Consider the following 21,662-nt stretch of genomic DNA (forward strand, 5'->3'; position numbering starts at 1 on the left):
CGACAGGGTCACTGCTGGTCGGGGTCCTGGTTGTGGGTGAGCCGGTAGCGCAGGAACAGGTACGAAGCCCGCCGCCGGATGCTCACCGTTTCGGCCCGCACCGGGTGGCCGGGCAGCAGTTCCCGTCCGTCGACCAGACCCGGGCGCCGGCTGCCGTTGCGGCCGGCCAGCACCGGGGAGACGGTCCAGAACAGCTCGTCCAGCAGGCCCTCGCCGACCAGATGCCCCAGCAGGCGCGGACCGCCCTCGGTCAGCACCAGCGCATGTCCACGCGCGCCGACAGCCGCCAAGACCTCACCCATCCGCAGCCTGGGGCCCTGGCCTACGGCCAGCAGTGTGCACGCGGCGGGGAGGCGTCCGGCCAGCAGTCGCTGACCTTCCACGGTCGTGGCGACCAGCGCGCCCTCGCTCAGAGCGGGATGCGCGAGGGGCAGATCGCCGCTCGCGGTGACCACGACCAGCTCGGGCCGGGCGGCGCGCCCCAGACTGTGGCGCAGCGCGGCGAAGTCGGCGCGGGCGGCCGGGCAGACATGCTCCGGGGTCCAGTGGTGGGTGGGTGAGGCTCGCAGGGTGCCGGCCCCGATGAGGACGGCGTCGGCGCAGGCGCGCAGCAGGCCCATGACGAACCGGTCCGCGGGTTCCCGGCCGCTGATGGCGGAACCGGAGGAGCGGTACTCGTGGCCCAGGGCGACGACGCCGTCGAGCGAGGTGACGAAGTTGGCGTACAGGCACGGCTCGGCGAGGCCCAGATCACCGCCGTAGGCGGCGGCAAGCCGATGGGGCAGCTGCCAGCGGGGCAGGCCCGGCTCCTCGTACAGCACCTCAAGCGGCTCGGCCAGCACCGGGAGGCCGGCGGCGGGGGACGCGCGGGGGCGGTCGGGCACGGCCGGTCAGCTCCGGCCACGGCACAGGGTGAAGAACTCGCCGCGCAACTGCGCGTCGGAGTCGTAAGTGCCGCGCCAGTAAGTGGTCCGGGTACGCGACTCCCTCTCCCGTACACCGCGCATCTGGGTGCACAGGTGCACCGCTTCCAGATGCACGGCGATCCCGTGCGGGGCCAGGATCGACTCCAGCGAGTCGGCGAGCTGCTGGCCGATGCGCTCCTGGACGGTGAACCGGCGGGTGAACAGCCGCACCAGCCGGGTCAGCTTCGACAGGCCCAGGATGTGCTCGTGCGCGATGTAGCCGACGTAGGCGGTGCCGAAGAACGGCAGGCTGTGGTGCTCGCAGAGCGCGAAGAAGGGGATCGGTCCCTCGACGACCTGGCTGATGCGGCAGTCGGGGCCGCCGCGGCACTCGGTGGGGAACGCGGTCACGAGTTTCTCGTCCCCCTCGTAGCCGCTGGTGGCGTCGAACAGTGCCTGCAGGAACCGGCGCGGGGTGTCCGCGGTCGACGGCGTGCGCACCGGCATGCCGAACGCGGTGAAGATCTCCTCCATGTGGGACTCGAACCGCGTCCACTGCTCGGTGTCGATGCGTCGCGGCGCGACTGCGGCCCACTCCGCCTCCTCCGCCTCCAGGCCCTCACCCGCCAGACCGTCGACGGGCAGCGGAACCTCGCGCGGACTCTCGCCGCTCACCGGACCCGCCCCCCGGCACCGGTGGCCCGGCGCATCGTCCTGCCGCCGGTCACGACTCTTTCCCGGTCGTCGACGACGGTGGTCCGCCGAGCGCGTTCAGGGCGAGCGTGGGCGTAGGCGCCGTCGGCACGCATCTCCGCGGCCACCCAGATCGCCTCCATGATCTCCTCCGGAATCGCCCCCTTGGAGCGGGCGAGCCGGGTATGGCGAGTGATGCAGTACGGGCACTGCATGACGTGGGCGACGGCGATCGCGATCAGCTGCTTGGTCTTCTCCGGCAGGGCGCCGTCGTCGGCGAAGACCGCACGGCTGAATGCCTCGAACGCCTCGTGGACGCCGGGAGCGAGGTGCTTGCGCCCGGCATGGATCTGCGGTGTCGTCGGGTGGTAGAAGGCGTCGTCGGTCATGGGCCTCCTCACGAGCAGTCGTGCGTGCGGGCATCCGGCCGACCCGCCGGGGTGCGTCGTCCTCCCCGCTTCCATCGCACCACCGTCAGCACCCTGCCGCACCCCGTGGCCCTCGGGTTGCCGCTCATTGCGTCCGGGACGCAGGGGAACCCTGGAAGCGGGCGTGCTCACCGGCTCACGGGAAGGAGGCACGCATGTAAACAGGAAGATCACCCTGGACGGTCACCCGATCCACCCGATACTCATCGCCTACCCGGTCGCCTTCTACACCGGCACCCTCGTCGGCTACGCGGCGTACGCCGCCAACGGCCACCAGTTCTGGCTCAACGCCTCAAGCTCTGCCCGGACCGTTGGGAACAACCGCGTCGCCCTAGCCGACGCCCTCGATGCTCACCAAGAGCGCACCGCAGCAAGGCCGAACGCACCGGGGGCCGGCATGAGGAGGCACTCCATATTCGGGCGGTCTGATTCATGGCCAGTGAGTGCCAAGAAACTCATGAGAGCCCCAAGAGGTGGTCGTGGGGCGAAGGTCGCGGCAGCCCGCGGTCTTCCGCCCGTGACCTGGGACAGGACATGGGGCTACCGCATGCTGGACGACGCGCCGGAGGTGTGGATCGGATACGAGCGGGCGTTCTTGGAGACCGAGCATCACGCGTACTGCGTGCGCTCCTGCAGGCGTGGGAAGAGCGGGTGGGCAGCCGGCAGACTCCCGTCGACCGGTGTCACCTGCTGTGCAATCCGTGTGGCGGCGTCGGGGATGAAGGGCTGTAGTTCGTGGGCGAGCACGCGGCACGCCGTGACCAGTGCGGCAAGCACCGTGTTGAGGCGCCTGGCTGCTACGTCGTCGCCCTGCCGCTCTGCTCGAGCCAACTCCCAGGGCCGGGTGGTGTCGATGCAGCGGTTGGCTTCCTCCACGATGTCCCAGGCAGCATGGATGGCGCGGCGGAAGTCGAAGTCGGCCAGAGCGGCGTCGATCCGGCCGGGGGCCTTCTGGCACACGTCCACCAGCGCTGCCGCATCCGGCTGACCGGCATCGGGAGAGGGGACCGCCCCGGCGCGGTAGCGGTGGACCATCGTCACGATGCGGTGGACGAGGTTGCCCAGCCCTCCGGCGAAGTCCGCGTCGGCGCGCGCGGTCAGCCGGTCGGGGGTGAAGTCGGCGTCCCCGACCCGAGGAACATCGCGCAGCAGCCACCAGCGCACCGCGTCGGTGCCATAGGCCGCGGCCAGGGAGACCGGGTCGACGGTGGTCCCGCCGGACTTGCTGATCTTGCGGCCGCCGACGGTGAGGTAGTCGTGGACCAGTATGTCGGTGGGCAGCGGCAGTCCGGCCGACAGCAGCATGGCCGGCCAGTACACGGCGTGGAATCGCACCACTCCCTTGCCGACCAGGTGGATGCGGCGCTCGCTGGCTACCCACCACTGGTCGTACGCGGCGTCGCCGCTGCCGTAGCCGAGGCTGGTGACGTAGTTGCCCAGCGCGTCCCACCACACATAGACGACCTGGCTGGGGTCGCCGGGGACGGGGATGCCCCAGCCGCGGGCGCGGCTGTGGGAGCGGGAGATGGAGAAGTCGTGCAGTCCGCCGGCGATCAGGGCGAGGACCTCGTTACGGCGGGCGGCAGGCTCGATGCGCAGGCTGCCGCTCGAAATCAGCTCGTGGAGCTGGTCGGCGTAGCGGGACAGCCGGAAGAACCAGTTCTCCTCCGCGACGTGTTGAGGCTCGGTGCCGTGCTCGGGGCATCGCCCGTCGACCAGTTCGTCCGGGGTGTAGAACTGCTCGCAGCCGACGCAGTACAGGCCCTCGTACTCCTTGCGGTACAGGTCGCCCGCCGCGGCGCACTGGCGCCACAGCCGTTCCACGCCGGCGCGGTGGCGGGGGTCGCTGCTGGTGCGGATGAAGTCGTCGAGCGACAACGCAAGCGGGTCGCGCAGGGCGGCGAACGCGTTGGCGTTGCGGTCGACGAGTGACTGCACGTCGACGCCCTCGGCTTCGGCGGCCAGGACGTTCTTCAGGGAGTTGTCGTCGGTTCCGCTGAGCAGCCTGACGTGATCGCCTCGGTGGCGTCGGTGGCGGGCCAGCGTGTCCGCTTGAACGAGCTCCAGGGCGAAGCCCAGGTGCGGGCGCGCGTTGACGTACGGGATGGTCGTGGTGATGTAGTGACGTGGTGCGGCCATTGGTCCTCCAACCGGTAGCGAGGCCCGGTCCGCACAACGCGTCGAGGCCCCGTCCCGGGGCCTCGGATTCGGTACGCGTCCGTGCTCAGCAGCCCCGTTGGCGGGGCATCATCCGGTGCTGAGGCGAAAGCGTGATCATGGTGCCGATGCTAGCAACAGGGCTGGTGGCGAGCGCGCGCTTTTCTTGTCTCTCTCGCCGCAGCCGCCTGAAGATTGAAAGGCTTCCGCTGCCGTTCGGAGCCCCGTCCATTGACGCCGAACCAAACGGCAAGCAGAACCACCGCCGCACTTCATAGCGCCGCCTGGCCTTCGGGCGCCGCGCTCACCTTCACCTCCTCCCAGATGTCCTTCGAGGCCCAGGATGCGTTCTGAGGGCGCCAGTCGATCGTGGCGGTCGGTTTTTCGAGCTGGATGGTCTTCTGGATGTGCCGCACCGTGTGGCCGATCCTCACTTCCGCCCGCGGCCTGCTCGACCGCGCCGAGATGGCGCGCAAGCACAGAGCAGCGCGCAGCCCGCTTGCGGGCTCAGCTTTACGTCTCTTCGCTGACCAGCCCGGGGGTGGCGGCGTGCTTGCATGTCCGGACGAGGCAGACACGGACCAGGTGGAGGGGCGAGCTGGGGTTTCAGCCATCGTTGGCGGCCAGGGGCAAGTTCTGAGCACGGGCCGGACGGATCAAGGTTTCCGAACGCCACGGCGGCCAGGCGCCGACCCAGACGGGCCCGACCGGGCCCGGTGGCCACTCCTGACCAGGCAAGCGAAGCCGAAGACAAGGGATGCTTCCCGTCCCCACGCAGACCGATGAGGTAGTTGCAGACCACACCCCGGACGCTGGACTTGCCGACCGTCCGGGCGTCAGATATCGATCAGATCTCGCCATGATCACGCTTAACCCTTGAACTTGGTCGACCGCCTCCTCCGCCTTGACCGATGAACCGAGAGAAAGGTAAGCCTTACCTAATTTTAAGTTGTGTATCGTCTGCGAGGTTCCTGTGTCCGCTCTGCGCTCGGAGTCGTCGGCCCCCGGTGCCGCCCCGTTGCCTTCCTCCTGCCGTGCTGCCCAGCCACTCGGCTGTTACGACTCCTGGTGGACCGTCACGGCAGCCTCTCTGGCGGCATGCCTTGTTCTGGCGGCCGGCGCTTGGATCTCCCTGCACTTGCACGTGGATCACGCCCTGCACACTGTGGCCCTGTTCATCCACCTTGCCTCACTGGTGCTCGGCTTTGGCGCCGTCCTGGTGGCCGACTACTACGGACTGCTGTGGATGACGGGGCGGTCCACGCTGAGCGACACCCTCGTCGGCACCGCCCGCCTCCACGTGCCGATCTGGACCGGGCTCGCCGGACTCATCGCCAGCGGCGTGATGCTCCACCCCGATATGACCGCGTCTCTCACCCGCACGAAGCTGGCCCTTGTCCTCATCCTCACCCTCAACGGCCTGCAGGCCGGGCTCCTCCACAGACGCATGGCCGAGCAGGCATCATCCGCACCTCTCCCTCGGCGCATGCTGGTCTGGGGCGCATTCACCGCCCTGGTCTCCCAGCTGTGCTGGTGGGGCGCTGTGGTGATCGGTTTCCTCAACAGCCAGCACTAGGCAGTGACCGGGGTGCGGGGCAAGCAGCGGCAGCAACCGGCACGCAGGGCCGCCGGGAACTACTAGCTGCCGCCGACACCGAGGGCAGCCAGCAGCACCAGGACGAGCGTCGCCGCGCCGAGGAGGCCGTGGGCGGCGACGACGGGGACGGGCAGGTGCCGCTCCGCGGGAGTCGCGTCGTCTCCGGTGGCCGGGGTGGCCGTGCGGTAGACGGGGAGCCAGCGGGCGAACATGGTGAAGCCCAGGAGTGCGACGGCGACCAGGACTCCGAAGGCGGCCCACGCCAAGCCCACTCGGTCGGCGGCCAGATAGACGATCCAGACGACCAGTCCGGCCGCCGCGAGCAGGAAGTGGCCGAAGACCAGGGGCGCGGGAAAGCGGGTCGTCTTCGTCTGCTGCTGGCGCAGGCCGCCGCGGGAGATCCAGCGGGCGAGGAGGACGAATCCGCCGAGGGCGGTGACCACCCAGGCGACGAGAGCGGCGATGTCCATGTCTGGCTCCAGGAGTTCTGATTCAGATGAGCGGAGTCGAGCGGCCCCTCAGGACCGCGTACGGGTACGGAAGCCCTCGGCCTGTACGGATTCGGCGGCCACGCGCACGCCGTAGCGGTAGGCGAGCTTGCCGCCGAGGTAGCCGGACAGGCCGAGAGCGGCGAGCGAGACGGCGGAGAGCGCCAGCTGCCCGTATCCGACGCTTTGCCCCTCGGGGTATCCGCCGCCCTGCCGCCAGGCGAAACCCGCCGCGTACGCGGCGGTGACGGCGAGGTTCAGCGCCATGTGCACCAGGCCCGTACGGAAGGCGGGAGTGCCAGTGGGGATGGCGAACAGGTCCAGGAAGCCCACGCAGGCGGCGGCCAGCGCACCCAGGACGCCGATCGCGATCAGCCAGGTGGAGCCATGGGCCAGGAAGCCGGGTCGGCCCACGATCCGTGAGGCGATGTCGAAGACCAGGCTGGACACCCAGGCCCCGATCGGCACGGTGACCAGGATCGGGTGGAACGGATGTCCGTACGGCCCCGCCAGCGCACCGCTGACAGGCTGCTTCGCCTGATGCAGATCACTGTCGATGGGCATGCGGCACCTCACCTCGGAGCTGCGCCTGAGCTATTTCACCAACGATTGTTGGTCTTATTCCTGTGGAGGGTCAAGTGCAGGCGAGCGATGGGCACCCGAAGCCACGCGGTGGGGTTACGGTGAGCGCGTGACGTCCGAATCGACCGCAGCAGCCGTGGCGCCGGTGGCCGCCGACGACGCGATGGCCGCGCTCGCTGTCCTCGGCGACGAGTCGCGGCGGCGTCTGTTCGAGTTCGTGCGGCGGGCCCGGCGGCCGGTGACGCGCGAGGAGGCTTCCGCCGCCGTCGGCATCTCCCGCAAGCTCGCGGCCTTCCATCTGGACAAACTGGTCGCCTCCGGGCTGCTCCAGGCCCGGCACGGCGGCGACGGGCCGCGCCGGGTCGGCCGCGCCCCGAAGGTCTACGAACCGGCCCCGCGCACGCTCACGCTCAGCCTGCCCCCACGTCGGCATGAGCTGCTGGCCTCCCTCCTGGCCGAGGCCGTGACCGCACAGCGGCCCGGCGAGAGCGCACAGGAGGCGTCATTCCGGGTCGCGCGCGCACGGGGCGCGGCGCTGGGTGCCGGGGCCGGCCCCGGTGATGTCAGGCCGTTCCTGGAGTCCCTCGGATTCGAGCCCGCGGACGACGGCGACGGTCGCACCGTGCTGCACAACTGCCCCTTTCACCCGGTCGCCGAAGAGGCGCGGGAACTGGTGTGCGGCATGAATCACGCCTTCCTGTGCGGCTACCTGGCCGCCTCCGAGGCGCGTGAGACCATAGCCGTGCTGGCTCCTCGCGTGGGCGTGTGCTGTGTCGAACTGCGTAACGGTCCGGCGTATGAGGCAGAGCCGGAGGCCGCCGATGCCGCGTGCGCCCGCGACGCACTGGCATAGCGTGCAACCTCTGAGACAGCGTGCGCGGCCGAGGGGAATGCGACGCGCCCCGGTGGCTCGCAGCGGCAGTTCCTCGCCCACGTCGATGAGGCCGAGGAGGAGCACCACGTACGTCTCACCGTGGAGGCCTTCCGCGATGTCCAAGCCGGCCGCATGCCCGCCTGCCCTGGTGCACGCACCCTGATCGAGTCCTTCGCCCAGGTCGACGCACAGCTGAACTACACCACCCACAAGACCTCGGCGATCAAGACCTGGCTGCTGGCGCATCCCCGCTTCCACCCACCTGCGCTTCAGGCCCACCGCGCGGGGCTGCCGGGGTCCGCGCTTGCCGCTGATCGCGGCCGGGGTGGCCGGTCTGCGTCAGCTGTCTGGCCGAGAGTCAGTGCGGTCGGCGTAGTCCTGCGATGAGGAGCTCGACCAGTCGGCGTGCGTCGTAGTGGGGATCGCTGTCCGCGCCGATGCAGAGGTTCCCGACGCCGCGCATGAGCTCGTAGGCCTTCAGGTCGGAGCGGATCTCGCCGGCAGCGGCTGCGGCGTCGAGCAGTTGGGTGCATACGGGCACGAGATGGTCGAGGAAGTAGGCGTGCAGCGTCTCGAAGCCGGCGTTGTCGGACTGCAGTACGGCGGCGAGTCCGTGCTTGGTGACCAGGAAATCGACGAAGAGGTCGATCCATCGCCCCAGTGCGGCGTGCGGAGTTGGGCTGGTCGCCAGCAGGGCCGGACCGGCCTCGGCGCAGGCGTCGACCTGGTGCCGGTAGACGGCGATGATGAGATCCGCTCGCGTCGGGAAGTGGCGGTAGATCGTGCCCAGCCCGACGCCGGCCGTGGCCGCGATGTCGCGCACCGGTGCCTCCACGCCCGCCGTGACGAAGACCGCGGCGGCCGCGGCGAGCAGGGTCTCCTTGTTGCGCCGGGCGTCCTTCCGCCTGGACTGGGCCGCGCGCCCCGCGCCCTCGTCGCTGTCGTTCACCGCGCGTCTCCCTCCGCCACCCAGCTTGCAAAGCGGAACAGCGTTCCGTATCGTTCCCATCGTTCCGGAACAAGGTTCCGTTTGCTCATGATGCCAGAGCAGCAGCCCGAGCACCAAGCCATGCATCGTCACCACGCTTCACCCGCAATGGAGGAGACACGGTCATGCAGTACCGCACCTTGGGCCGCACCGGTGTGCAGGTCAGCTCCCTCGCGCTCGGCGCGATGAACTTCGGCGCGATCGGACGCACCACCCAGGACGAGGCCACCGCCATCGTCGACGCCGCTCTCGAGGGCGGTATCAACCTCATCGACACCGCCGACATGTACAGCGGCGGCGAGTCGGAAGAGATGGTCGGCAAGGCCATCGCCGGCCGCCGCGACGACATCGTGCTGGCCACGAAGGCCAGCATGCCCATGGGTGACGAGCGCAACCACCAGGGCAGTTCGCGCCGCTGGCTGGTCACCGCACTGGACAACAGCCTGCGCCGCCTCGGTGTCGATCACGTCGATCTCTACCAGATCCACCGCTGGGACCCGCACACCAGCGACGAGGAAACCCTGTCGGCCCTGACCGACCTGCAACGCGCCGGAAAGATCCGCTACTTCGGCTCCTCGACCTTCCCCGCCTACCGCATCGTGCAGGCCCAGTGGGCCGCCCGCGCGCATCACCTGAGCCGCTACGTCACCGAACAGCCCAGCTACTCGATCCTGCAGCGCGGGATCGAGACCCACGTACTGCCCGTGACCGAGCAGTACGGACTCGGCGTGCTGGTCTGGAGCCCGCTGGCCTCGGGCTGGCTGTCGGGCGCGATCCGCGCGGGCCAGGACATCACCACCAGCCGCTCGACGTTCATGCCGCAACGCTTCGACACCACCCTCCCCGCCAACCGGGCCCGGCTCGACGCCGTCGAACAGCTGGCCAAGGTCGCCGACGACGCCGGCCTGACCATGATCCAGCTCGCGCTCGGATTCGTCACCGCGCACCCCGCCGTGACCAGCGCGCTCATCGGCCCCCGCACGCCGCACCACCTGCACGCACAACTCGCCGCCGCAGACACCGTGCTCCCCGCCGACGTACTCGACGCGATCGACGCCATCGTCGCCCCCGGCACCGACCTCGCCGCACACGAAAAGCTCGACACTCCGCCCGCGCTGCTCGACCCGTCACTGCGACGCCGCTGACCACCCGAGGGACAGTCTCCACATCCCCTCCCGCAGCTCCCGCGTCCGCGGATCGCGCGGGTGCCCGGCAAGAAGCTGTTCTTCCTCCAACTCCCCGGCGCTCGCCAAAAGGGACGTCTCTGCAGCTCGTCGCAGGTGAACGCCACGTCTTCGCGGCAATCAACCAAGCGAATCAAGTCCCGCATCCTTCCGAAAGTACGTTCCGCTTGAACCTCGGTAGCGCGCCCCAGCCGGCGCGCTACCGGTGTCGAAAAGACCAACGGCTCCATGCCACACACACCCCAGCCCCGTTTCGGGATCATGACCGCCCCCATGCAGGTCGACTACCACGACGTCCTGCGGGTCTGGCGCGAGGCGGACACGATCCCGGAGATCGAGCACGCGTGGTTGTTCGATCACCTCATGCCGATCGGCGGCGACCCGGACGGACCGACCTACGAGGGCTGGACGCTGCTCTCGGCCCTTGCCGCCCACACCCGACGACTGCGGCTCGGCGTGCTGGTGACCAGTAACCGGTTCCGACCGCCCGCGATGCTGGCCAAGATCGCCACGACCGTCGACATCGTCTCCGGCGGACGGCTCGAGTTCGGCATCGGCGTCGGCTCACGCCCCAGCCATCCCCTGGCCCGGCGTGAGTACGAAGCACACGGCCTGCCCTTCCACGACTCCGCGCACGCCGTGGGGAGCCTCGCCGAAGCCTGCATGGTGATCCGACGGCTGTGGACCGAGGAAGAACCGTTCGACCACCACGGCACCTACCACCACCTCACCGGAGCGTTCGGCAACCCCAAACCCCTCCAGCGCCCCCACCCGCCGATCGTCATCGGCGGACGCTCGTCCGCGACGCTGCGCGTGGCCGCCGAGCACGCCGACCTGTGGAACATCCCGGGCGGCGACCTCGACGACGCCGTCCGCCGCAGCGCACTGCTGGACCGCTACTGCGCCGAGATCGGCCGCGACCCCGCCTCGGTCACTCGCTCGATCCACCTGCCCGTCTCCTACGACCAGCCCACCGTCACCCAGCACGCGATCGCCGACGCGATCGACGCAGGCTTCCGGCACATCGTCCTTGGACTGCCGGCGCCCTACCCTGCCGACGTCGCACGGTGGGTCGCCGACGAGCTCATCAGCAAGTCGGCCTAGTAGCTGCACGCGCCTGGGTAGAGACGTACCTGGAAAAAGTCATCGACGCCCGCTAGAACGTCGTTTCTTCGGTGGGTTGCGAACCGCTGCCCAGCGCGAGTTGAGCCAGTTCGCGCAGGCGCCGGCAGTAGCGGAGCGCCTCTGCTTCGCTGAGCAACGGCAGTACCTGGTCCAGGTCTGCGATGCAGTCGCGCAGGATTCGTTGGCGCTCTGTCTCGAGGGAACCGCCGTTGTTCTGCCAGGTGGACACGCACCCGGCGATGTCCGCGTCGAGCAGCACCATGTCGATGCCTCCGGGCTCCGCGCCACGTAGTGCAGGGGGGAAAGCCGCGCGCAGGTGTTCCTGCCACAGACGGGCCACGTTGGTTTCGTGCTCACTCGTTCTGTCCACGCGGCTCATCTTGGTACAGGGTGCCCTGCCGGGGGCCGTTCATCTGTTCCGGCGACGGAACGATGAGCCTGGGGGCCGCGCCCGGTTCGCCGCGGGACGGCGCACGGGGGAGAGCGCAAGTTCTCGGATTCCTGGACGGTTTAACCGCTGAACCCGCGCGTCGTAGCCGGTTGAAGCCAGGGACGAGGGCGGGTTCGTCGGCGCCCGTTGAGGATGAGGCCGTTGTCAAAGGCTCCGGGATCGGCGGCGTACGGCGCCGGCGGCTGTCCCCAGTGCAATGAGCGCGGCGACCACGGAGGCGGTGGCCAGGAGGCAGAAGAGTGGTCCGTAGGCGCCGAAAGGCGATCACGACCTCCTTCCCCGGCACCCTCTTCCGACCGCTACGGCCGCAAGCCCGTGCTGGTCGCCGGCCGGCTGGTGGCTCTGCCGGTGCCGGTGCTGCTGATGTGGCGGCCGGCCTGGGGCTGGATCGTCTTCGCCAACGTCCTGCCCGGCATCAATCAGGACGCCGATGTTCTTGCGCTCCATCCACTCATCTCCTTGCGCAGTACCTGAAGAGGGCGCTGTGCGTCTCACACACAGGCACGGAGGAGGACCTCGACCGAGGGCTGCGTCAGCTGAAGCGGACGTCGCAGAGGTCGATGGAAACCATGACATGGTCCATGAGCGGGCGACCGTCGGCGTCGCGGCGGTAAGCCCGGCGTTTGGTGGGCAGCACGATGCCGTCAGCTTCTGCGTAGTCGTAGACGTACTGTGCGGCGGCGAATCCGCCGGCCACGTCGACGCAGTAGTCGTGGCGCCGCAAGAGCCGGTCGGGACCGAAGTAGAAGTCCTGGTGGGTGCTGTGGCTCGCGATGTGGAGCGGGAAGGTGGCACGCAGCCCCGGCCAGAGCTCATCTCTTTCCCGCCATGGCTCGATGTCGGTGACCGTGAACCCTGGCATGGCGAGCAGGAAGGGCGTGGTGAGGTAGGTCCACAACGCATAGCCGTTGAAGTAGGCACGGTCCAGCGGGTCCCAGGGTGTGTCAAGTGTGTGTCCGGAGAAGGACGTCCGAGGGTCCTTGCGTTCGGCCACCACGTGCCCGTCGAGTCTCTCGATGCTCACTCGTCCGGGTGTGAAGTCGGTTCTCTGGTCTGGAGCGCCGAAGGGCTGTACCGAGGCATGCTCCTCGTGCAGCCTGACGGTCATCCTGCGCGGCGCGGCATCCTGCGGAAGGCCCTTGAGGGCGAACAGGTCGCCACCACTGACAAGGGTGGCTCGCGCCTGGGTCAGTTCCTGCCAGAGTTCGCTGCCGCCATGCGCCTCAATCACCTTGGTGAGTAGATCATCAATGTTGGTTTCCTACCGTGCTTTGCGTTCGCCGGTCCGGGAGGAGCCGTTGCTTCGGCCGGATGGGCCAGTGCCGGGCCACGCATCGTCGCTATGCCGTCGTCGATGGCGTGGGTCAGGTGGGGAGTGGTCCTTGGAACCAGGCGAGGGCGGCGGCGCTCGACTGATCGAATTGGGTGGTGTACGGGTCGAAGTGGCCGCCCGCAAGCAGCTGCAGCCGCTTCGGTTCGAGCGCCCGTTCGTAGGCGGCGAGTGCCAGGTCGGTGACGGTGACCGTGTCGTTGACAGCGACCACCATCAGCAGCGGTGTCGGGGAGACCCTGTGATCCAGGTTCCCGGCTCGTACGCAGACTTCTGCGCGAGTGGCTGGAAGGGTGGGAGCTGTCCGTCATGGCTGATGACGAGGAACTCCTGGTGTCGGAGGTCGTCACCAACGGCTTGGTCCACGGCAACAGCGATGTGTACGTCTACGTCTGCAAGTATCCCGAACGCATACGGGTAGAGGTCCGTGACAGTGGTCCGCATCTCGCGCAGGCCGTGACGGTTACGCGCGAGGAGGACCAGGCCAAGAGGGGCGGGGACTGGTCATCGTTTCCGCGCTGGCTTCCGGATGGGGCAACTCACCCAGCGGACGAGGGAAGACGGTGTGGTTCGAAATGCCGACGCCTGATCCCCGCGATGTTGATGCCTGACACGATGACATGGATGCCTGACGCGGCCGCATTTCGTCGCCGTCCACCGTGTGCCCACGTCTCCAGCGGCCGCGCGTCCGTTGCGGCGGGCGGCGCCGCTGAGTACGTCGGCCTTGCCGACTACATGATCTTGAGTTCGCCAGGTCGGCCACACCGGCGCGGCCGCCGGGCAGACTCGGTCAGTTCTGTGCTGCCGAGCGTTGGCGGGGGCGGCCGGGTCGTGCCGCGCGGCGGCGAGGTGTGTCGACGGGCAAGGCGGTCTCGATGGGGTCTGCCGCGCGCGACTGGACCAGGAGGAAGTCCTCGGGGAACAGTTCCCTGCCGTCCTCGGCGGTGAGCGTGATCGGTTGGGGTTGCTTGCCCGTGCGGGCGTCGATGACGCGATTGATGGGCTCGTCGTCGTCGAACAGGTGCTTCTGCCCCCACTGGCGCATTGCTGCCAGGACGGTGTGGAAGTCCCGTCCCTTCTCGGTGAGGACATACTCGTGCGAGTTTCCGAGTTCCGACTCGTGGATCTCGAAGATGCCTACTGCCACGAGTTTTTGCAGTCGTGCGGTCAGGATGTTGGTGGCGAGGCCGATGCTCTTGCTGAAGTCCGTGAAACGGGTGACGCCGTGCATGGCGTCGCGGAGGATCTGGAATGTCCAGGTGTCGCCGACCTCGTGCAAGGAGCGGTCGATCGGGCAGGGGGACCGCCCCAGTTCTCGACGCTTCATCGGTGGCTCCCCTCGCAAGTCACTTGCAATTGTGGAGCAACGTGGCACCCACCCCCGATCGGGTGGCCGGTGCCCGCCCCGGCTTCACCCGAGAATATCACTTGCTTTTTGCAAGTGGAACAGTCAAGCTGGTCGTAGCACTTGCAAAAAGCAAGTGAAAATGGGCGGAGGAGCTGAAGCCGATGTCCGAGAAGCACGAGGCGATCCGGACGGAACTGCGTAACGGGGTCCTCTGGGCCACGATCGACAACCCCCCGATCAACCTGCTCGACGAGCGGTTCGTCGCAGACCTGATCGCACTGCTCGACGCGACCGACTCCGACGACAGCACGCGGGTTGTCGTCTTCCGCAGTGCAGACGCCGACTTCTTCATCCCGCATGTGGACGTCGAGCACATCGCCGAGTACACGGCGACGGCGGCGACGTCCGGCGGGCCGGACGACGTCAGCCTCGGTGCACTGTACCGCCGACTCAGCGAGGCACGCCCCGTCACGATCGCGGTCCTCGAGGGCCGGGCGCGCGCCGCCGGCGCAGAGTTCCTCTATGCCTGCGACATGCGGTTCGCATCCCTTGAGCGTGCGGTGATCGGCCAGCCCGAGGTGGGTCTGGGCACTTACCCCGGTGCGGGGGCGGTCCAGCAGCTCGTACGGCTGGCCGGACGCGGCCAGGCCATGCAGGTGATCCTCGGTTCCGAGGACCTCGACGCCCGCGAGGCCGAACGCGTCGGCGTGGTCAACAAGGCTCTGCCCGACCAGGAGCTGGTTCCCTACGTCGAGCGTCTCGCCGAGCGCATCGCCGGATTCCCGGAGGCGGCTGTACGGCTCGCCAAGCGCCGGATCAACGCGGTCGGCCTCCCGGCGAAGGAGGACGTCCAGGTCGACGCGGGCTTCTTCCAGATCCTGGCGCGCGACGCATCGAGCACCGCCCGGATGGGCGCTCTGATGCAGCGTGGCATGCAGGAGCGTTCCCGCACCGAGCTCGACTTCGGTGCAGCGGTCGGGGAGCTGTGAACGCATGACTTCCTTGCCGCAGCCGGCGCGCTTCCCCGCTCCACGCGGTGAAGAGCACCGCTGGGAAAGCAGCGGCAGGCATGCCCACAGCCGTCGACCGGCTCTCGCGCCGGACGGCGCACCAGGAAAGACCGCACATCTGATGACGTGCTTGAAGGAGTTGTGATGCAGGTAGCCGTGGTCACCTTCGACGGGTTCAACGAACTCGACAGTTTCATCGCTTGCGCTCTGATCAACCGATGCCGTAAGGACGGCTTGGAAGCCTTCATCACGACGCCGACGCCGGTGGTCACCTCGATGAACGGCGTCGAGGTGACCGGACAGCGCCCGATGGAGTTCGTGACCGAAGCCGACGTCGTGCTGATCGGAAGTGGCGTCAAGACGCGAGACGTGGTCGCCGACGACCGGCTGATCTCCCAGCTGCCACTCGACCCTTCGCGACAGCTGATCGGCGCGCAGTGCTCCGGCGCGCTGGTGCTCGCCCGGCTCGGGCTGCTGGAGGGCATGCCCGCGTGCACGGACATGAAGAGCCGGCCCTTTGTCGAAGCCTGCGACGTCACCGTGCTGGACGCGCCGTTCCACGCCGAGGGGAACATCGCCACGGCGGGCGGCTGCCTGGCGTCCCAGTATCTCGCCACGTGGGTGATCACCCGAATGCTCGGAGAGGACGCCGCGCGCGACGTCATCGACTACGTGGCTCCAGTCGGCGAAAATCAGGAGACGGTCGAGCGCGCCATGCGAGCCGTCCACGCAGGCGAGCTCGCACTGCGCTGACGCCCCGCCATCAGCCGTCCGGGACCGCCTGCGATCACTCCTGAGCGCATGGAGGTGTGTGGCTCTGGGCCCGCGCCAAGGGGACTCCTTGGCGGCATATAGTTCACGCCCAGGGCAAGGTCCCTGGCTGGCAGGATGATTGCGGCCCAGGCGATGTCAGCCTCGGCATGCCGGAGAAGCCGTCCAACCCAGCGGACACTCCGGCGGGCCTGCGTGATCCACGACAGGGACCGCTGAACGATCCGGTGTCGGGGCTGACAAGGAAACCGCGGCGCCCGGGCGGGAGAGCGTCCGAGGGACAGCGGCGTCGGCGCATTCCGTCACCTCATTGACGGCCCGCGCGGACAGGACCGCCGCGCCGGACCTTCACCAGCAACTCCAGCTCTTTCGGGATCCAGCTCGGCGTGCTGGCCGACGGTGCCGGTGATCAGCCTTGCGAACGCGCTACCCCTACTGGATGGCCGACACCTCACCGGCCCGCATGACCCGGCTGGTGGCCTGCGGGACCAGATGATGGCCCACAACCTCCTCGCCGTCGCCGCTCAGGGCCCGGCACTCATCCACGCCCACAACTCCCATCTCCAGCGGGACAAGAGCACGATGCGGATGGGCGGGATGCCGCCGGAGTGGTGGAGCGCCGGCGCGATCGTGAGCGCCCACCTGGGCGAGCGGTACGCCTCCTGGCCACGGCCCTCGGCACGATCCGGCACCAGGGAGTGGACACCCCGCCACCGGACACCGTCGAAGGCCTCCTGTACGCGCTCCCGGAGGACCGCTGCGCCATCGACGCCCCGCGGCTGGCCACCGGCTCCCGCACCCGGCTGTGCTACCGCCTACGGAGCCACCCTGCGGGCAAGGGCAGGCGCCGCAGCATGGGCGAGCGCGACTTCATCGCTCTGATCGACGGCGCCCACCAGCTCGTCAGGGCGCCGATCGTGCTGGTGTGGGACCGGCTGAACACCCATGTCTCCCGCAGAATGCGGCAGTTTATCGCCGAGCGGGAGTGGCTGACGGTATTCCTGCTGACCGCCTACTCGCCCGACCTGAACCCGGTCGAAGGCGTGTTGGCACACGTCAAAAGCAGCCTGGCCAACCTCGCCGTCGTCGCCATCCTGGAAAACTCTCGTACGCAACCGGCTCAAACGCCTCCAGTACCAGCCCGAGATCCTCGACGGCTTCATCGCCGGAACCGGCCTCGCCCTCGACATCCCAACCTCACCCTGACGAGCCAAAGTCAGTAAAGATCTCTAAGAACGCATCAGCCGTGGGACAGGAGCCGATCCTTCGTCGGTGTGAGCGCGGCCTTGCTACAGAAGTTCGCGTATTGGCGTCAGTCCTTCGACACCGTGTCCCCTGCCCGGCCGGGCCGATGCGGGTCAGCGCAGGACAAGCAGTACGGCCAGCGCGAGGAGCAGCGAGTCGATCCGGTCCAGCAGGCCGCCGGAGCCGGGTAGCCAGCGGCCGGCGTCCTTCGTCTGTGCACCTCTTTTGATCATGGATTCGAGGAGGTCGCCAGCTGGGCCGCCGACCGCCACCGCCACCGCCATCGGCCAGCTCAGCGCGGACAGCACGGCGAGCGCGCCGAGGCCGGCCACGGCCCCGGCCAGGGTCCCGCTCCATCGCTTGGCCGGTGACAGCGGCGACAGCCGCGGCCCGCCCAGCCGTTGACCGGCAAAGTACGCCACGATGTCGGCGATCGAGACCGCTACGAACAGCGCAAGCGCGCTCGCCCCAAGCACCACCAGCGCGGCCAGCACACTCAGCCAGGCCAGCCCAAGCATCCCGGCGCCGAGCCGGCGCAGGCCATGGTCGGCGTCGCCGGCCAGGAGCGGCACCGCGGCCACCGCGAGCGCCCCGATCGCGACCACCCGGAGCACCTGTCCGGGCGCCAACCAGGCGGCCAGCACCACGCCCGCCACCGCCGCGGCCAGCACCACCCGGTCCACCCAGCCCAGCCGCATCAGCCCGCCGAACTCCATCACCGCAATCACCCCGACGGCGATGGCGATGGCCGCGGCGCCCGGGCGGCCCAACCAGAACGCACCGGTGACCAGTGGCACTCCGACCGCCCAGGCGCACCACCGGATCAACAGCTCGCGGCGCCGGGACGCCGCCACCGCAATGCCGCCCAGTGCCAGCGCCCCACCCAGGTGGGGCGCCAGGGAGGCCACGGTCATCACCGAGCGGATCCGGCGGCGGGAACGCCCTCAGGCATCTCAGGCATTGAAACGAACGAGGCCGAACGCGGCCGCAGTACGTCCAGGGCAGCCTGACAGGCAGCCACAATGCGCTCATTCTCGGCGGTGTCCCTGACCGCGATACGCACGGTGCGCCCCTGGTACTCCGGCGACAACGGCGACAGGTCGCGCAGGTATACGTCGCGGCGGCGGCACTCGCTCACCAGTTGTGCGGCACTCGGCCCGCCGGACGGCAGGGTCACGGTGAGGAAGTTCGCCACACCTTCCTCGACCACCACGGCCTCGTCCAACCCGGCCAGATCGGCGGCCAGTTGCCGGCGCAGCGCGTGGGTGCGAAGCCAGCAGTCGCTGTAGTACGCCGGGTCGCGCAGGGCTGCCACTGCGGCCAGCTGCGCCGGGAGGCTGACCGGCCAGGGTGGCGTCCATCGGCGTAGCTGCGCCGCGGTGGCCGGCTCGGCCACCAGGTAGGCGGCCCGCATGCCGGACAGCGCGTACATCTTGGACAGTGAGGTGCAGACCACCACCCGCGGGTCCGTCGCGGCGAGGCCGGCGAGCGACTCGGCCAGGTCGACATAGCCCAGGTATGCCTCGTCGATCCACCAGCGGGTTCGGGCCGGCGCGGCGGCGATCAGCGAGCGCAGCTCAGCGGCCGGCGCGTGGCGTCCGGTCGGGTTGTTCGGGTTGACCACCACCACGAGGTCGTAGCGGCCGGACCCGACGGCAGCGGACAGCCGGGCCGGATCGATCCGCCAGCCGTCTTCGCGGCGCAACCGGAACCGGTCCACCCGGCATCCGATCACCCTCTCCGTGACGTGGGCATACTCGCCGTAGCCCGGGTCTGTCAGAAGCACCCTGCTCTCGGGGGTCAGCCACTGACCGAACGCCCTGAAGATCAAGTCGGATGAACCGGCGCCGACCGCGAGCGTCTTCGCCGGCAGCGCCCGGGCCGCGGCGATTTCCGCCAGCAGGCCCTCGGCGCCGGTCGGCGGCGAGGTCCGGGCGGCCCAGGCCGGATCTTCCGCGAGCGCCGCGCGTACCCCGGGGGCCGGCGGGAACCAGGCGTCCAGCACGTCGGCCGCGACTATCTGATGGCGCCGGTGCAGGCTACGGAAGTCCCTGCCAATGGCGGCGAACGAGGCGCCGCCGTGCTCGCAACCGTCCGGCCCGGGTGCGAACGCCACGTCCAACTGCCAGTCCACTTCGGACCGCAGGCGCTCCAACGTGGTGCGGTAACGGTCCATCGTGAGCTTCGTCAGCTCGATCACGCTTCCGGTCAGCACCTCGAACGTCAACGCACCGCTGCGGACGGTACGGCCGACCGGCCGCAGGCCGGCGGCCAGGTACATGGTGAGCAGCTCGGTGCGCCCCATCGCCACCACCCGGCGACCGCCCCGGGCGGCGATCCAGCGAAGCGCCGCGTACATCAGCAGCGGTGCCGCTGCGGTGGCCCGCCAGCGCGGCTCAACGGTGAGGATGCGCACCTCGAACAGATCGCCCTCGGTCAGCAGCGGCAGCTCGTCGCGGGTCAGGTACTTGTCCAGCGCGTACCGCCCCAACCAGGGCGGAGTCAGGCTGACAAAGCCGATTCGGGCCGCGCCTCGCGCCGCGACCAGGTAGACGTTGTCGCCGTCCAGCCCGTCGCGAAGCCGCCCGGCCGGATCCGGCACATGCTGGCCCAGCTCCCGTGCGTACACCCGGTGACGTAGTTCGTAGATCCACTCAAGATCCTCCGGAGTGGCAGCGCGCAGCTGCAGGTCACGGCCCATGGGCACCTCTTCCGACGCGGGGTGGGGCCATCTCATCGTGGGGAACGCAGAGCGGCCGCGTCAGAGCCAAGCGACACAATCAACCTAAGTACGCGTACTCAGGCGCAGTCGTCCCCCGCGTGCTCCGCCCAACCACGGACGTCGGTGGCAGGCGACTTCCGAGGATGATCTTGGTTGTGCAGGCCATCGACTGGACGAACACCGCCGCCTCAATCGATCACTACCGGTCAGGTACCGACCACATCGCCACCGTTCTCGATCTTGCAACCTGAGAACGCACGGCCCCTGCTGCGGGGGAAGATCTTCGGCCCGCGCCAGCACCCACTGCTCGTTGCTCAGTATCTGGACGGCCTCGCCCCGGCGTATTTCGGCGAGGGACACCCGTCAGCGCGGTACGTCGAAGAGGTCCGCGTGGTCGCGGGCCCACTTGGCGAAGGACATCGGCTCGATGCCCCAGGTCTTGTGGACGTCAGTGGGGCTGGGCGCGCCGTAGCCGACCTGGTTGGCCCATTCCTGGCTGTGTGCGACACCCGCGAACATTCCCTCCCGGAGGGCGTCGGCGACCGTCAACGGCCGATAGGTGATGCGGGTGTTGGTGACGTCGCCGATGACGTCGGCGACGTCATCGATGCGTACCTCGTCGCCGGTGAGTTCGATGATCTGCCGGTCGAAGCGGTGCGGATCGCGCCGGGCGGCCACGGCGAACCGGGCGATGTCCACCACGCTGACCAGCTGAACCTGCTTGTCGAGGGAGTGGATGGAGTCGAGACGGCCTCGGCCAGCCAGGGGCACATGAACTGGGCCTTGCGGCAGGAAGTTCTCCATCAGGGTCACCGGCCGCAGTACGACCCACCGACGCAGCGTCGACGTGCGCAGGCGGGCCGCGGCGTACTCGTCGGAGTGATAGCCGGTGCCGTAGTCGCCCGTGACGAGGTGGCGTTCGAGGCCGGCGACCGTGGTCTGCACGAACATGTCCACGTCGGCCCGCTCGGCGCTCTCAATGAGCAGTGCGGCGTGGCCGACCATGGCAAGGTCGTTGCCGGGGGCGCCGACGGGGACGGCGAAGACGGCATTGACGCCGTTCATGGCCTGGTCGATGGCCGCCTGGTCGGCGACGTCGCCCTGTATGTAGGTGGCGCCGAGCCCGGTCACGTACTGGGCGCGGGGTGAGCGGGTGCGGCGGCGTCGAAGGCGCGGACGCTGCAGCCGGCCTCTCGCAGGTGGCAGACGTGCTATCCGCCGATGCGCAGCCAGTCGGGCGAGGCCTTGCAGCTGCAGGACGGCGCTCTGGCAGCTCACAGAGCCCCGCGGCGAGGGCATAGACCTCGGCGGATTTAGTGTGGGCGACGGGTCCGTACACGTCGTGGATGCTCCGCGCGTACGCCGTCGTGGATGCTCCGCGCGAGTTCGGGTGCCAGGAGGTGTGGGCGGCCGCCCCGGAAAAGGTGCGATGCGGAGAGCTTGTCGGAGTGCCAGGCCCACAAGCAGTCGACGCCTCCCCTGTCGGTGCCCCTTCGCCAACACCGTGTCGTCCCCGCCCACCACAGCCAGTACGGACGCCTCACGCATGGTGATCGCAACACCGTCCGAGCCCCAGCCGACCTTGATGGCGACCACGCGAGCACTGCTGACGGCGCGCCCCAACCTGCTCCACTCGGGTGCCGCCGGACGCGCCCTGCGCGACAGACTCCCGGTGATGTTGGATAGCAGCAAGCTGTCGACGCTTGCGCACCGAGAGCTCGGCAGCATCCGGTACGCATTCCGCCTCGCCGAGGCGTGAGAGGA

24 protein-coding genes and 2 pseudogenes are annotated in these 21,662 nt (G+C 69.1%); 11 read left to right on the forward strand and 15 right to left on the reverse strand.

The window, feature by feature from the left end:
• Positions 1 to 8: 8 nt before the first annotated feature.
• Genes ACFY0T_RS35810 through ACFY0T_RS35820 form a run of 3 tightly spaced genes read right to left on the reverse strand, consistent with a single transcriptional unit; the run spans position 9 to position 1,987 of the window.
• Positions 9 to 884 (reverse strand): dihydrofolate reductase family protein, encoded by an 876-nt coding sequence (locus ACFY0T_RS35810; RefSeq protein ID WP_388880367.1) that lies wholly within the window; start codon positions 882 to 884, stop codon positions 9 to 11.
• Between the two features lie 6 nt (positions 885 to 890).
• On the reverse strand, positions 891 to 1,580 hold the full coding sequence (gene folE / locus ACFY0T_RS35815; protein ID WP_388880370.1) for a GTP cyclohydrolase I: 690 nt from the start codon (positions 1,578 to 1,580) through the stop codon (positions 891 to 893).
• Positions 1,577 to 1,987, reverse strand: coding sequence for a carboxymuconolactone decarboxylase family protein (locus ACFY0T_RS35820; RefSeq protein ID WP_388880373.1), 411 nt, complete (start codon positions 1,985 to 1,987; stop codon positions 1,577 to 1,579). Before ACFY0T_RS35820 ends, folE begins: the two co-directional genes overlap by 4 nt.
• Here ACFY0T_RS35820 and ACFY0T_RS35825 point away from each other — a divergent pair.
• Positions 1,986 to 2,339 (forward strand): annotated as a pseudogene (locus ACFY0T_RS35825) (DUF2231 domain-containing protein); the annotation flags it as partial. The gene ACFY0T_RS35820 and the pseudogene ACFY0T_RS35825 sit on opposite strands and share 2 nt — an antisense overlap.
• A gap of 296 nt (positions 2,340 to 2,635) precedes the next feature.
• On the opposite strand, the gene metG reads toward ACFY0T_RS35825, so the two are convergent.
• Complete coding sequence (gene metG, locus ACFY0T_RS35830; protein ID WP_388880376.1) at positions 2,636 to 4,165, reverse strand: methionine--tRNA ligase; 1,530 nt, start codon at positions 4,163 to 4,165, stop codon at positions 2,636 to 2,638.
• 290 nt (positions 4,166 to 4,455) lie between these two features.
• Positions 4,456 to 4,599 carry a hypothetical protein gene (locus ACFY0T_RS35835; protein WP_388880379.1) on the reverse strand — a complete coding sequence of 48 codons (144 nt, stop codon included), beginning with the start codon at positions 4,597 to 4,599 and terminating at the stop codon, positions 4,456 to 4,458.
• Positions 4,600 to 5,348: 749 nt separating this feature from the next.
• On the opposite strand from ACFY0T_RS35835, the gene ACFY0T_RS35840 reads away from it, so the two are divergent.
• Entirely contained in the window at positions 5,349 to 5,759 is a 411-nt protein-coding gene (locus tag ACFY0T_RS35840; protein ID WP_388880382.1) for a hypothetical protein, read from the forward strand.
• Between the two features lie 62 nt (positions 5,760 to 5,821).
• On the opposite strand, the gene ACFY0T_RS35845 is transcribed toward ACFY0T_RS35840, so the two are convergent.
• Both ACFY0T_RS35845 and ACFY0T_RS35850 read right to left on the reverse strand, forming a co-directional pair.
• Positions 5,822 to 6,250, reverse strand: a complete 429-nt coding sequence (locus ACFY0T_RS35845; RefSeq protein WP_388880385.1) for a hypothetical protein — start codon at positions 6,248 to 6,250, stop codon at positions 5,822 to 5,824.
• 48 nt (positions 6,251 to 6,298) lie between these two features.
• A complete protein-coding gene (locus ACFY0T_RS35850) occupies positions 6,299 to 6,832 on the reverse strand; it encodes a DUF2231 domain-containing protein (RefSeq protein ID WP_388880388.1) in 534 nt (177 codons plus the stop codon).
• A gap of 127 nt (positions 6,833 to 6,959) precedes the next feature.
• Between ACFY0T_RS35850 and ACFY0T_RS35855 the strand changes: the two genes are divergently transcribed.
• Positions 6,960 to 7,703: a helix-turn-helix transcriptional regulator gene (locus tag ACFY0T_RS35855; RefSeq protein ID WP_388880391.1), complete on the forward strand. Its 744-nt coding sequence runs from the start codon at positions 6,960 to 6,962 to the stop codon at positions 7,701 to 7,703.
• Positions 7,704 to 8,082: 379 nt separating this feature from the next.
• Here ACFY0T_RS35855 and ACFY0T_RS35860 read toward each other — a convergent pair whose 3' ends face one another.
• Positions 8,083 to 8,673, reverse strand: coding sequence for a TetR/AcrR family transcriptional regulator (locus ACFY0T_RS35860; protein ID WP_388880394.1), 591 nt, complete (start codon positions 8,671 to 8,673; stop codon positions 8,083 to 8,085).
• 164 nt (positions 8,674 to 8,837) lie between these two features.
• Here ACFY0T_RS35860 and ACFY0T_RS35865 point away from each other — a divergent pair, with 164 nt between their 5' ends.
• Both ACFY0T_RS35865 and ACFY0T_RS35870 read left to right on the forward strand, forming a co-directional pair.
• The gene (locus ACFY0T_RS35865) at positions 8,838 to 9,857 is read left to right on the forward strand and encodes an aldo/keto reductase (protein WP_388880397.1); all 1,020 of its coding nucleotides are present in this window, start codon (positions 8,838 to 8,840) and stop codon (positions 9,855 to 9,857) included.
• A gap of 267 nt (positions 9,858 to 10,124) precedes the next feature.
• The gene (locus ACFY0T_RS35870; protein ID WP_388880400.1) at positions 10,125 to 11,000 is read left to right on the forward strand and encodes an LLM class flavin-dependent oxidoreductase; all 876 of its coding nucleotides are present in this window, start codon (positions 10,125 to 10,127) and stop codon (positions 10,998 to 11,000) included.
• 52 nt (positions 11,001 to 11,052) lie between these two features.
• Here the strand turns inward: ACFY0T_RS35870 and ACFY0T_RS35875 are convergent, their stop codons facing one another.
• Complete coding sequence (locus ACFY0T_RS35875) at positions 11,053 to 11,400, reverse strand: hypothetical protein (protein ID WP_388880403.1); 348 nt, start codon at positions 11,398 to 11,400, stop codon at positions 11,053 to 11,055.
• Positions 11,401 to 11,787: 387 nt separating this feature from the next.
• Between ACFY0T_RS35875 and ACFY0T_RS35880 the strand changes: the two genes are divergently transcribed.
• A complete protein-coding gene (locus ACFY0T_RS35880) occupies positions 11,788 to 11,946 on the forward strand; it encodes a hypothetical protein (protein ID WP_388880406.1) in 159 nt (52 codons plus the stop codon).
• Positions 11,947 to 12,004: 58 nt separating this feature from the next.
• Here ACFY0T_RS35880 and ACFY0T_RS35885 read toward each other — a convergent pair whose 3' ends face one another.
• The 3 genes from ACFY0T_RS35885 to ACFY0T_RS35895 form a co-directional block, all read right to left on the reverse strand.
• On the reverse strand, positions 12,005 to 12,703 hold the full coding sequence (locus tag ACFY0T_RS35885) for a hypothetical protein (protein WP_388880409.1): 699 nt from the start codon (positions 12,701 to 12,703) through the stop codon (positions 12,005 to 12,007).
• Positions 12,704 to 12,836: 133 nt separating this feature from the next.
• Positions 12,837 to 13,019: a hypothetical protein gene (locus ACFY0T_RS35890; protein ID WP_388880412.1), complete on the reverse strand. Its 183-nt coding sequence runs from the start codon at positions 13,017 to 13,019 to the stop codon at positions 12,837 to 12,839.
• 573 nt (positions 13,020 to 13,592) lie between these two features.
• Positions 13,593 to 14,129, reverse strand: coding sequence for a winged helix-turn-helix transcriptional regulator (locus tag ACFY0T_RS35895; protein ID WP_388880415.1), 537 nt, complete (start codon positions 14,127 to 14,129; stop codon positions 13,593 to 13,595).
• 182 nt (positions 14,130 to 14,311) lie between these two features.
• On the opposite strand from ACFY0T_RS35895, the gene ACFY0T_RS35900 reads away from it, so the two are divergent.
• The 4 genes and pseudogenes from ACFY0T_RS35900 (at position 14,312) to ACFY0T_RS35915 (ending at position 17,154) form a co-directional block, all read left to right on the forward strand.
• On the forward strand, positions 14,312 to 15,139 hold the full coding sequence (locus tag ACFY0T_RS35900; RefSeq protein WP_388880418.1) for an enoyl-CoA hydratase/isomerase family protein: 828 nt from the start codon (positions 14,312 to 14,314) through the stop codon (positions 15,137 to 15,139).
• 165 nt (positions 15,140 to 15,304) lie between these two features.
• The gene (locus ACFY0T_RS35905) at positions 15,305 to 15,913 is read left to right on the forward strand and encodes a DJ-1/PfpI family protein (RefSeq protein ID WP_388880421.1); all 609 of its coding nucleotides are present in this window, start codon (positions 15,305 to 15,307) and stop codon (positions 15,911 to 15,913) included.
• Between the two features lie 442 nt (positions 15,914 to 16,355).
• Positions 16,356 to 16,719, forward strand: a pseudogene (locus ACFY0T_RS35910) (erythromycin esterase family protein); the annotation flags it as partial.
• 66 nt (positions 16,720 to 16,785) lie between these two features.
• On the forward strand, positions 16,786 to 17,154 hold the full coding sequence (locus ACFY0T_RS35915) for a transposase (RefSeq protein ID WP_388880650.1): 369 nt from the start codon (positions 16,786 to 16,788) through the stop codon (positions 17,152 to 17,154).
• Positions 17,155 to 17,289: 135 nt separating this feature from the next.
• Here the strand turns inward: ACFY0T_RS35915 and ACFY0T_RS35920 are convergent, their stop codons facing one another.
• From ACFY0T_RS35920 to ACFY0T_RS35930, 3 genes are all read right to left on the reverse strand, one after another.
• Positions 17,290 to 18,090 carry a phosphatidate cytidylyltransferase gene (locus ACFY0T_RS35920; RefSeq protein WP_388880424.1) on the reverse strand — a complete coding sequence of 267 codons (801 nt, stop codon included), beginning with the start codon at positions 18,088 to 18,090 and terminating at the stop codon, positions 17,290 to 17,292.
• A complete protein-coding gene (locus tag ACFY0T_RS35925; protein WP_388880426.1) occupies positions 18,090 to 19,877 on the reverse strand; it encodes an aminotransferase class I/II-fold pyridoxal phosphate-dependent enzyme in 1,788 nt (595 codons plus the stop codon). Before ACFY0T_RS35925 ends, ACFY0T_RS35920 begins: the two co-directional genes overlap by 1 nt.
• Positions 19,878 to 20,261: 384 nt before the next feature.
• Entirely contained in the window at positions 20,262 to 21,446 is a 1,185-nt protein-coding gene (locus tag ACFY0T_RS35930) for an NAD(P)H-binding protein (protein ID WP_388880653.1), read from the reverse strand.
• Here ACFY0T_RS35930 and ACFY0T_RS35935 point away from each other — a divergent pair.
• Complete coding sequence (locus ACFY0T_RS35935) at positions 21,445 to 21,657, forward strand: hypothetical protein (protein WP_388880668.1); 213 nt, start codon at positions 21,445 to 21,447, stop codon at positions 21,655 to 21,657. The two genes, ACFY0T_RS35930 and ACFY0T_RS35935, sit on opposite strands and share 2 nt — an antisense overlap.
• The last annotated feature ends 5 nt before the right edge of the window (positions 21,658 to 21,662 follow it).

This window comes from Streptomyces sp. NPDC001530, from assembly GCF_042894545.1.
Classification (GTDB): domain Bacteria; phylum Actinomycetota; class Actinomycetes; order Streptomycetales; family Streptomycetaceae; genus Streptomyces.

What these genes read in the sequence shown, in the direction of transcription:
- ACFY0T_RS35820 (WP_388880373.1), bottom strand. Translation starts at nt 1,987, where the DNA reads ATGACCGACGACGCCTTCTACCACCCGACGACACCGCAGATCCATGCC.
- metG (WP_388880376.1), bottom strand. Translation starts at nt 4,165, where the DNA reads ATGGCCGCACCACGTCACTACATCACCACGACCATCCCGTACGTCAAC.
- ACFY0T_RS35845 (WP_388880385.1), bottom strand. Translation starts at nt 6,250, where the DNA reads ATGGACATCGCCGCTCTCGTCGCCTGGGTGGTCACCGCCCTCGGCGGA.
- ACFY0T_RS35850 (WP_388880388.1), bottom strand. Translation starts at nt 6,832, where the DNA reads ATGCCCATCGACAGTGATCTGCATCAGGCGAAGCAGCCTGTCAGCGGT.
- ACFY0T_RS35865 (WP_388880397.1), top strand. Translation starts at nt 8,838, where the DNA reads ATGCAGTACCGCACCTTGGGCCGCACCGGTGTGCAGGTCAGCTCCCTC.
- ACFY0T_RS35870 (WP_388880400.1), top strand. Translation starts at nt 10,125, where the DNA reads ATGCCACACACACCCCAGCCCCGTTTCGGGATCATGACCGCCCCCATG.
- ACFY0T_RS35875 (WP_388880403.1), bottom strand. Translation starts at nt 11,400, where the DNA reads ATGAGCCGCGTGGACAGAACGAGTGAGCACGAAACCAACGTGGCCCGT.
- ACFY0T_RS35890 (WP_388880412.1), bottom strand. Translation starts at nt 13,019, where the DNA reads ATGGTGGTCGCTGTCAACGACACGGTCACCGTCACCGACCTGGCACTC.
- ACFY0T_RS35895 (WP_388880415.1), bottom strand. Translation starts at nt 14,129, where the DNA reads ATGAAGCGTCGAGAACTGGGGCGGTCCCCCTGCCCGATCGACCGCTCC.
- ACFY0T_RS35900 (WP_388880418.1), top strand. Translation starts at nt 14,312, where the DNA reads ATGTCCGAGAAGCACGAGGCGATCCGGACGGAACTGCGTAACGGGGTC.
- ACFY0T_RS35905 (WP_388880421.1), top strand. Translation starts at nt 15,305, where the DNA reads ATGCAGGTAGCCGTGGTCACCTTCGACGGGTTCAACGAACTCGACAGT.
- ACFY0T_RS35915 (WP_388880650.1), top strand. Translation starts at nt 16,786, where the DNA reads ATGGGCGAGCGCGACTTCATCGCTCTGATCGACGGCGCCCACCAGCTC.
- ACFY0T_RS35920 (WP_388880424.1), bottom strand. Translation starts at nt 18,090, where the DNA reads ATGACCGTGGCCTCCCTGGCGCCCCACCTGGGTGGGGCGCTGGCACTG.
- ACFY0T_RS35925 (WP_388880426.1), bottom strand. Translation starts at nt 19,877, where the DNA reads ATGGGCCGTGACCTGCAGCTGCGCGCTGCCACTCCGGAGGATCTTGAG.
- ACFY0T_RS35935 (WP_388880668.1), top strand. Translation starts at nt 21,445, where the DNA reads ATGGTGATCGCAACACCGTCCGAGCCCCAGCCGACCTTGATGGCGACC.
- ACFY0T_RS35930 (WP_388880653.1), bottom strand. Translation starts at nt 21,446, where the DNA reads ATGCGTGAGGCGTCCGTACTGGCTGTGGTGGGCGGGGACGACACGGTG.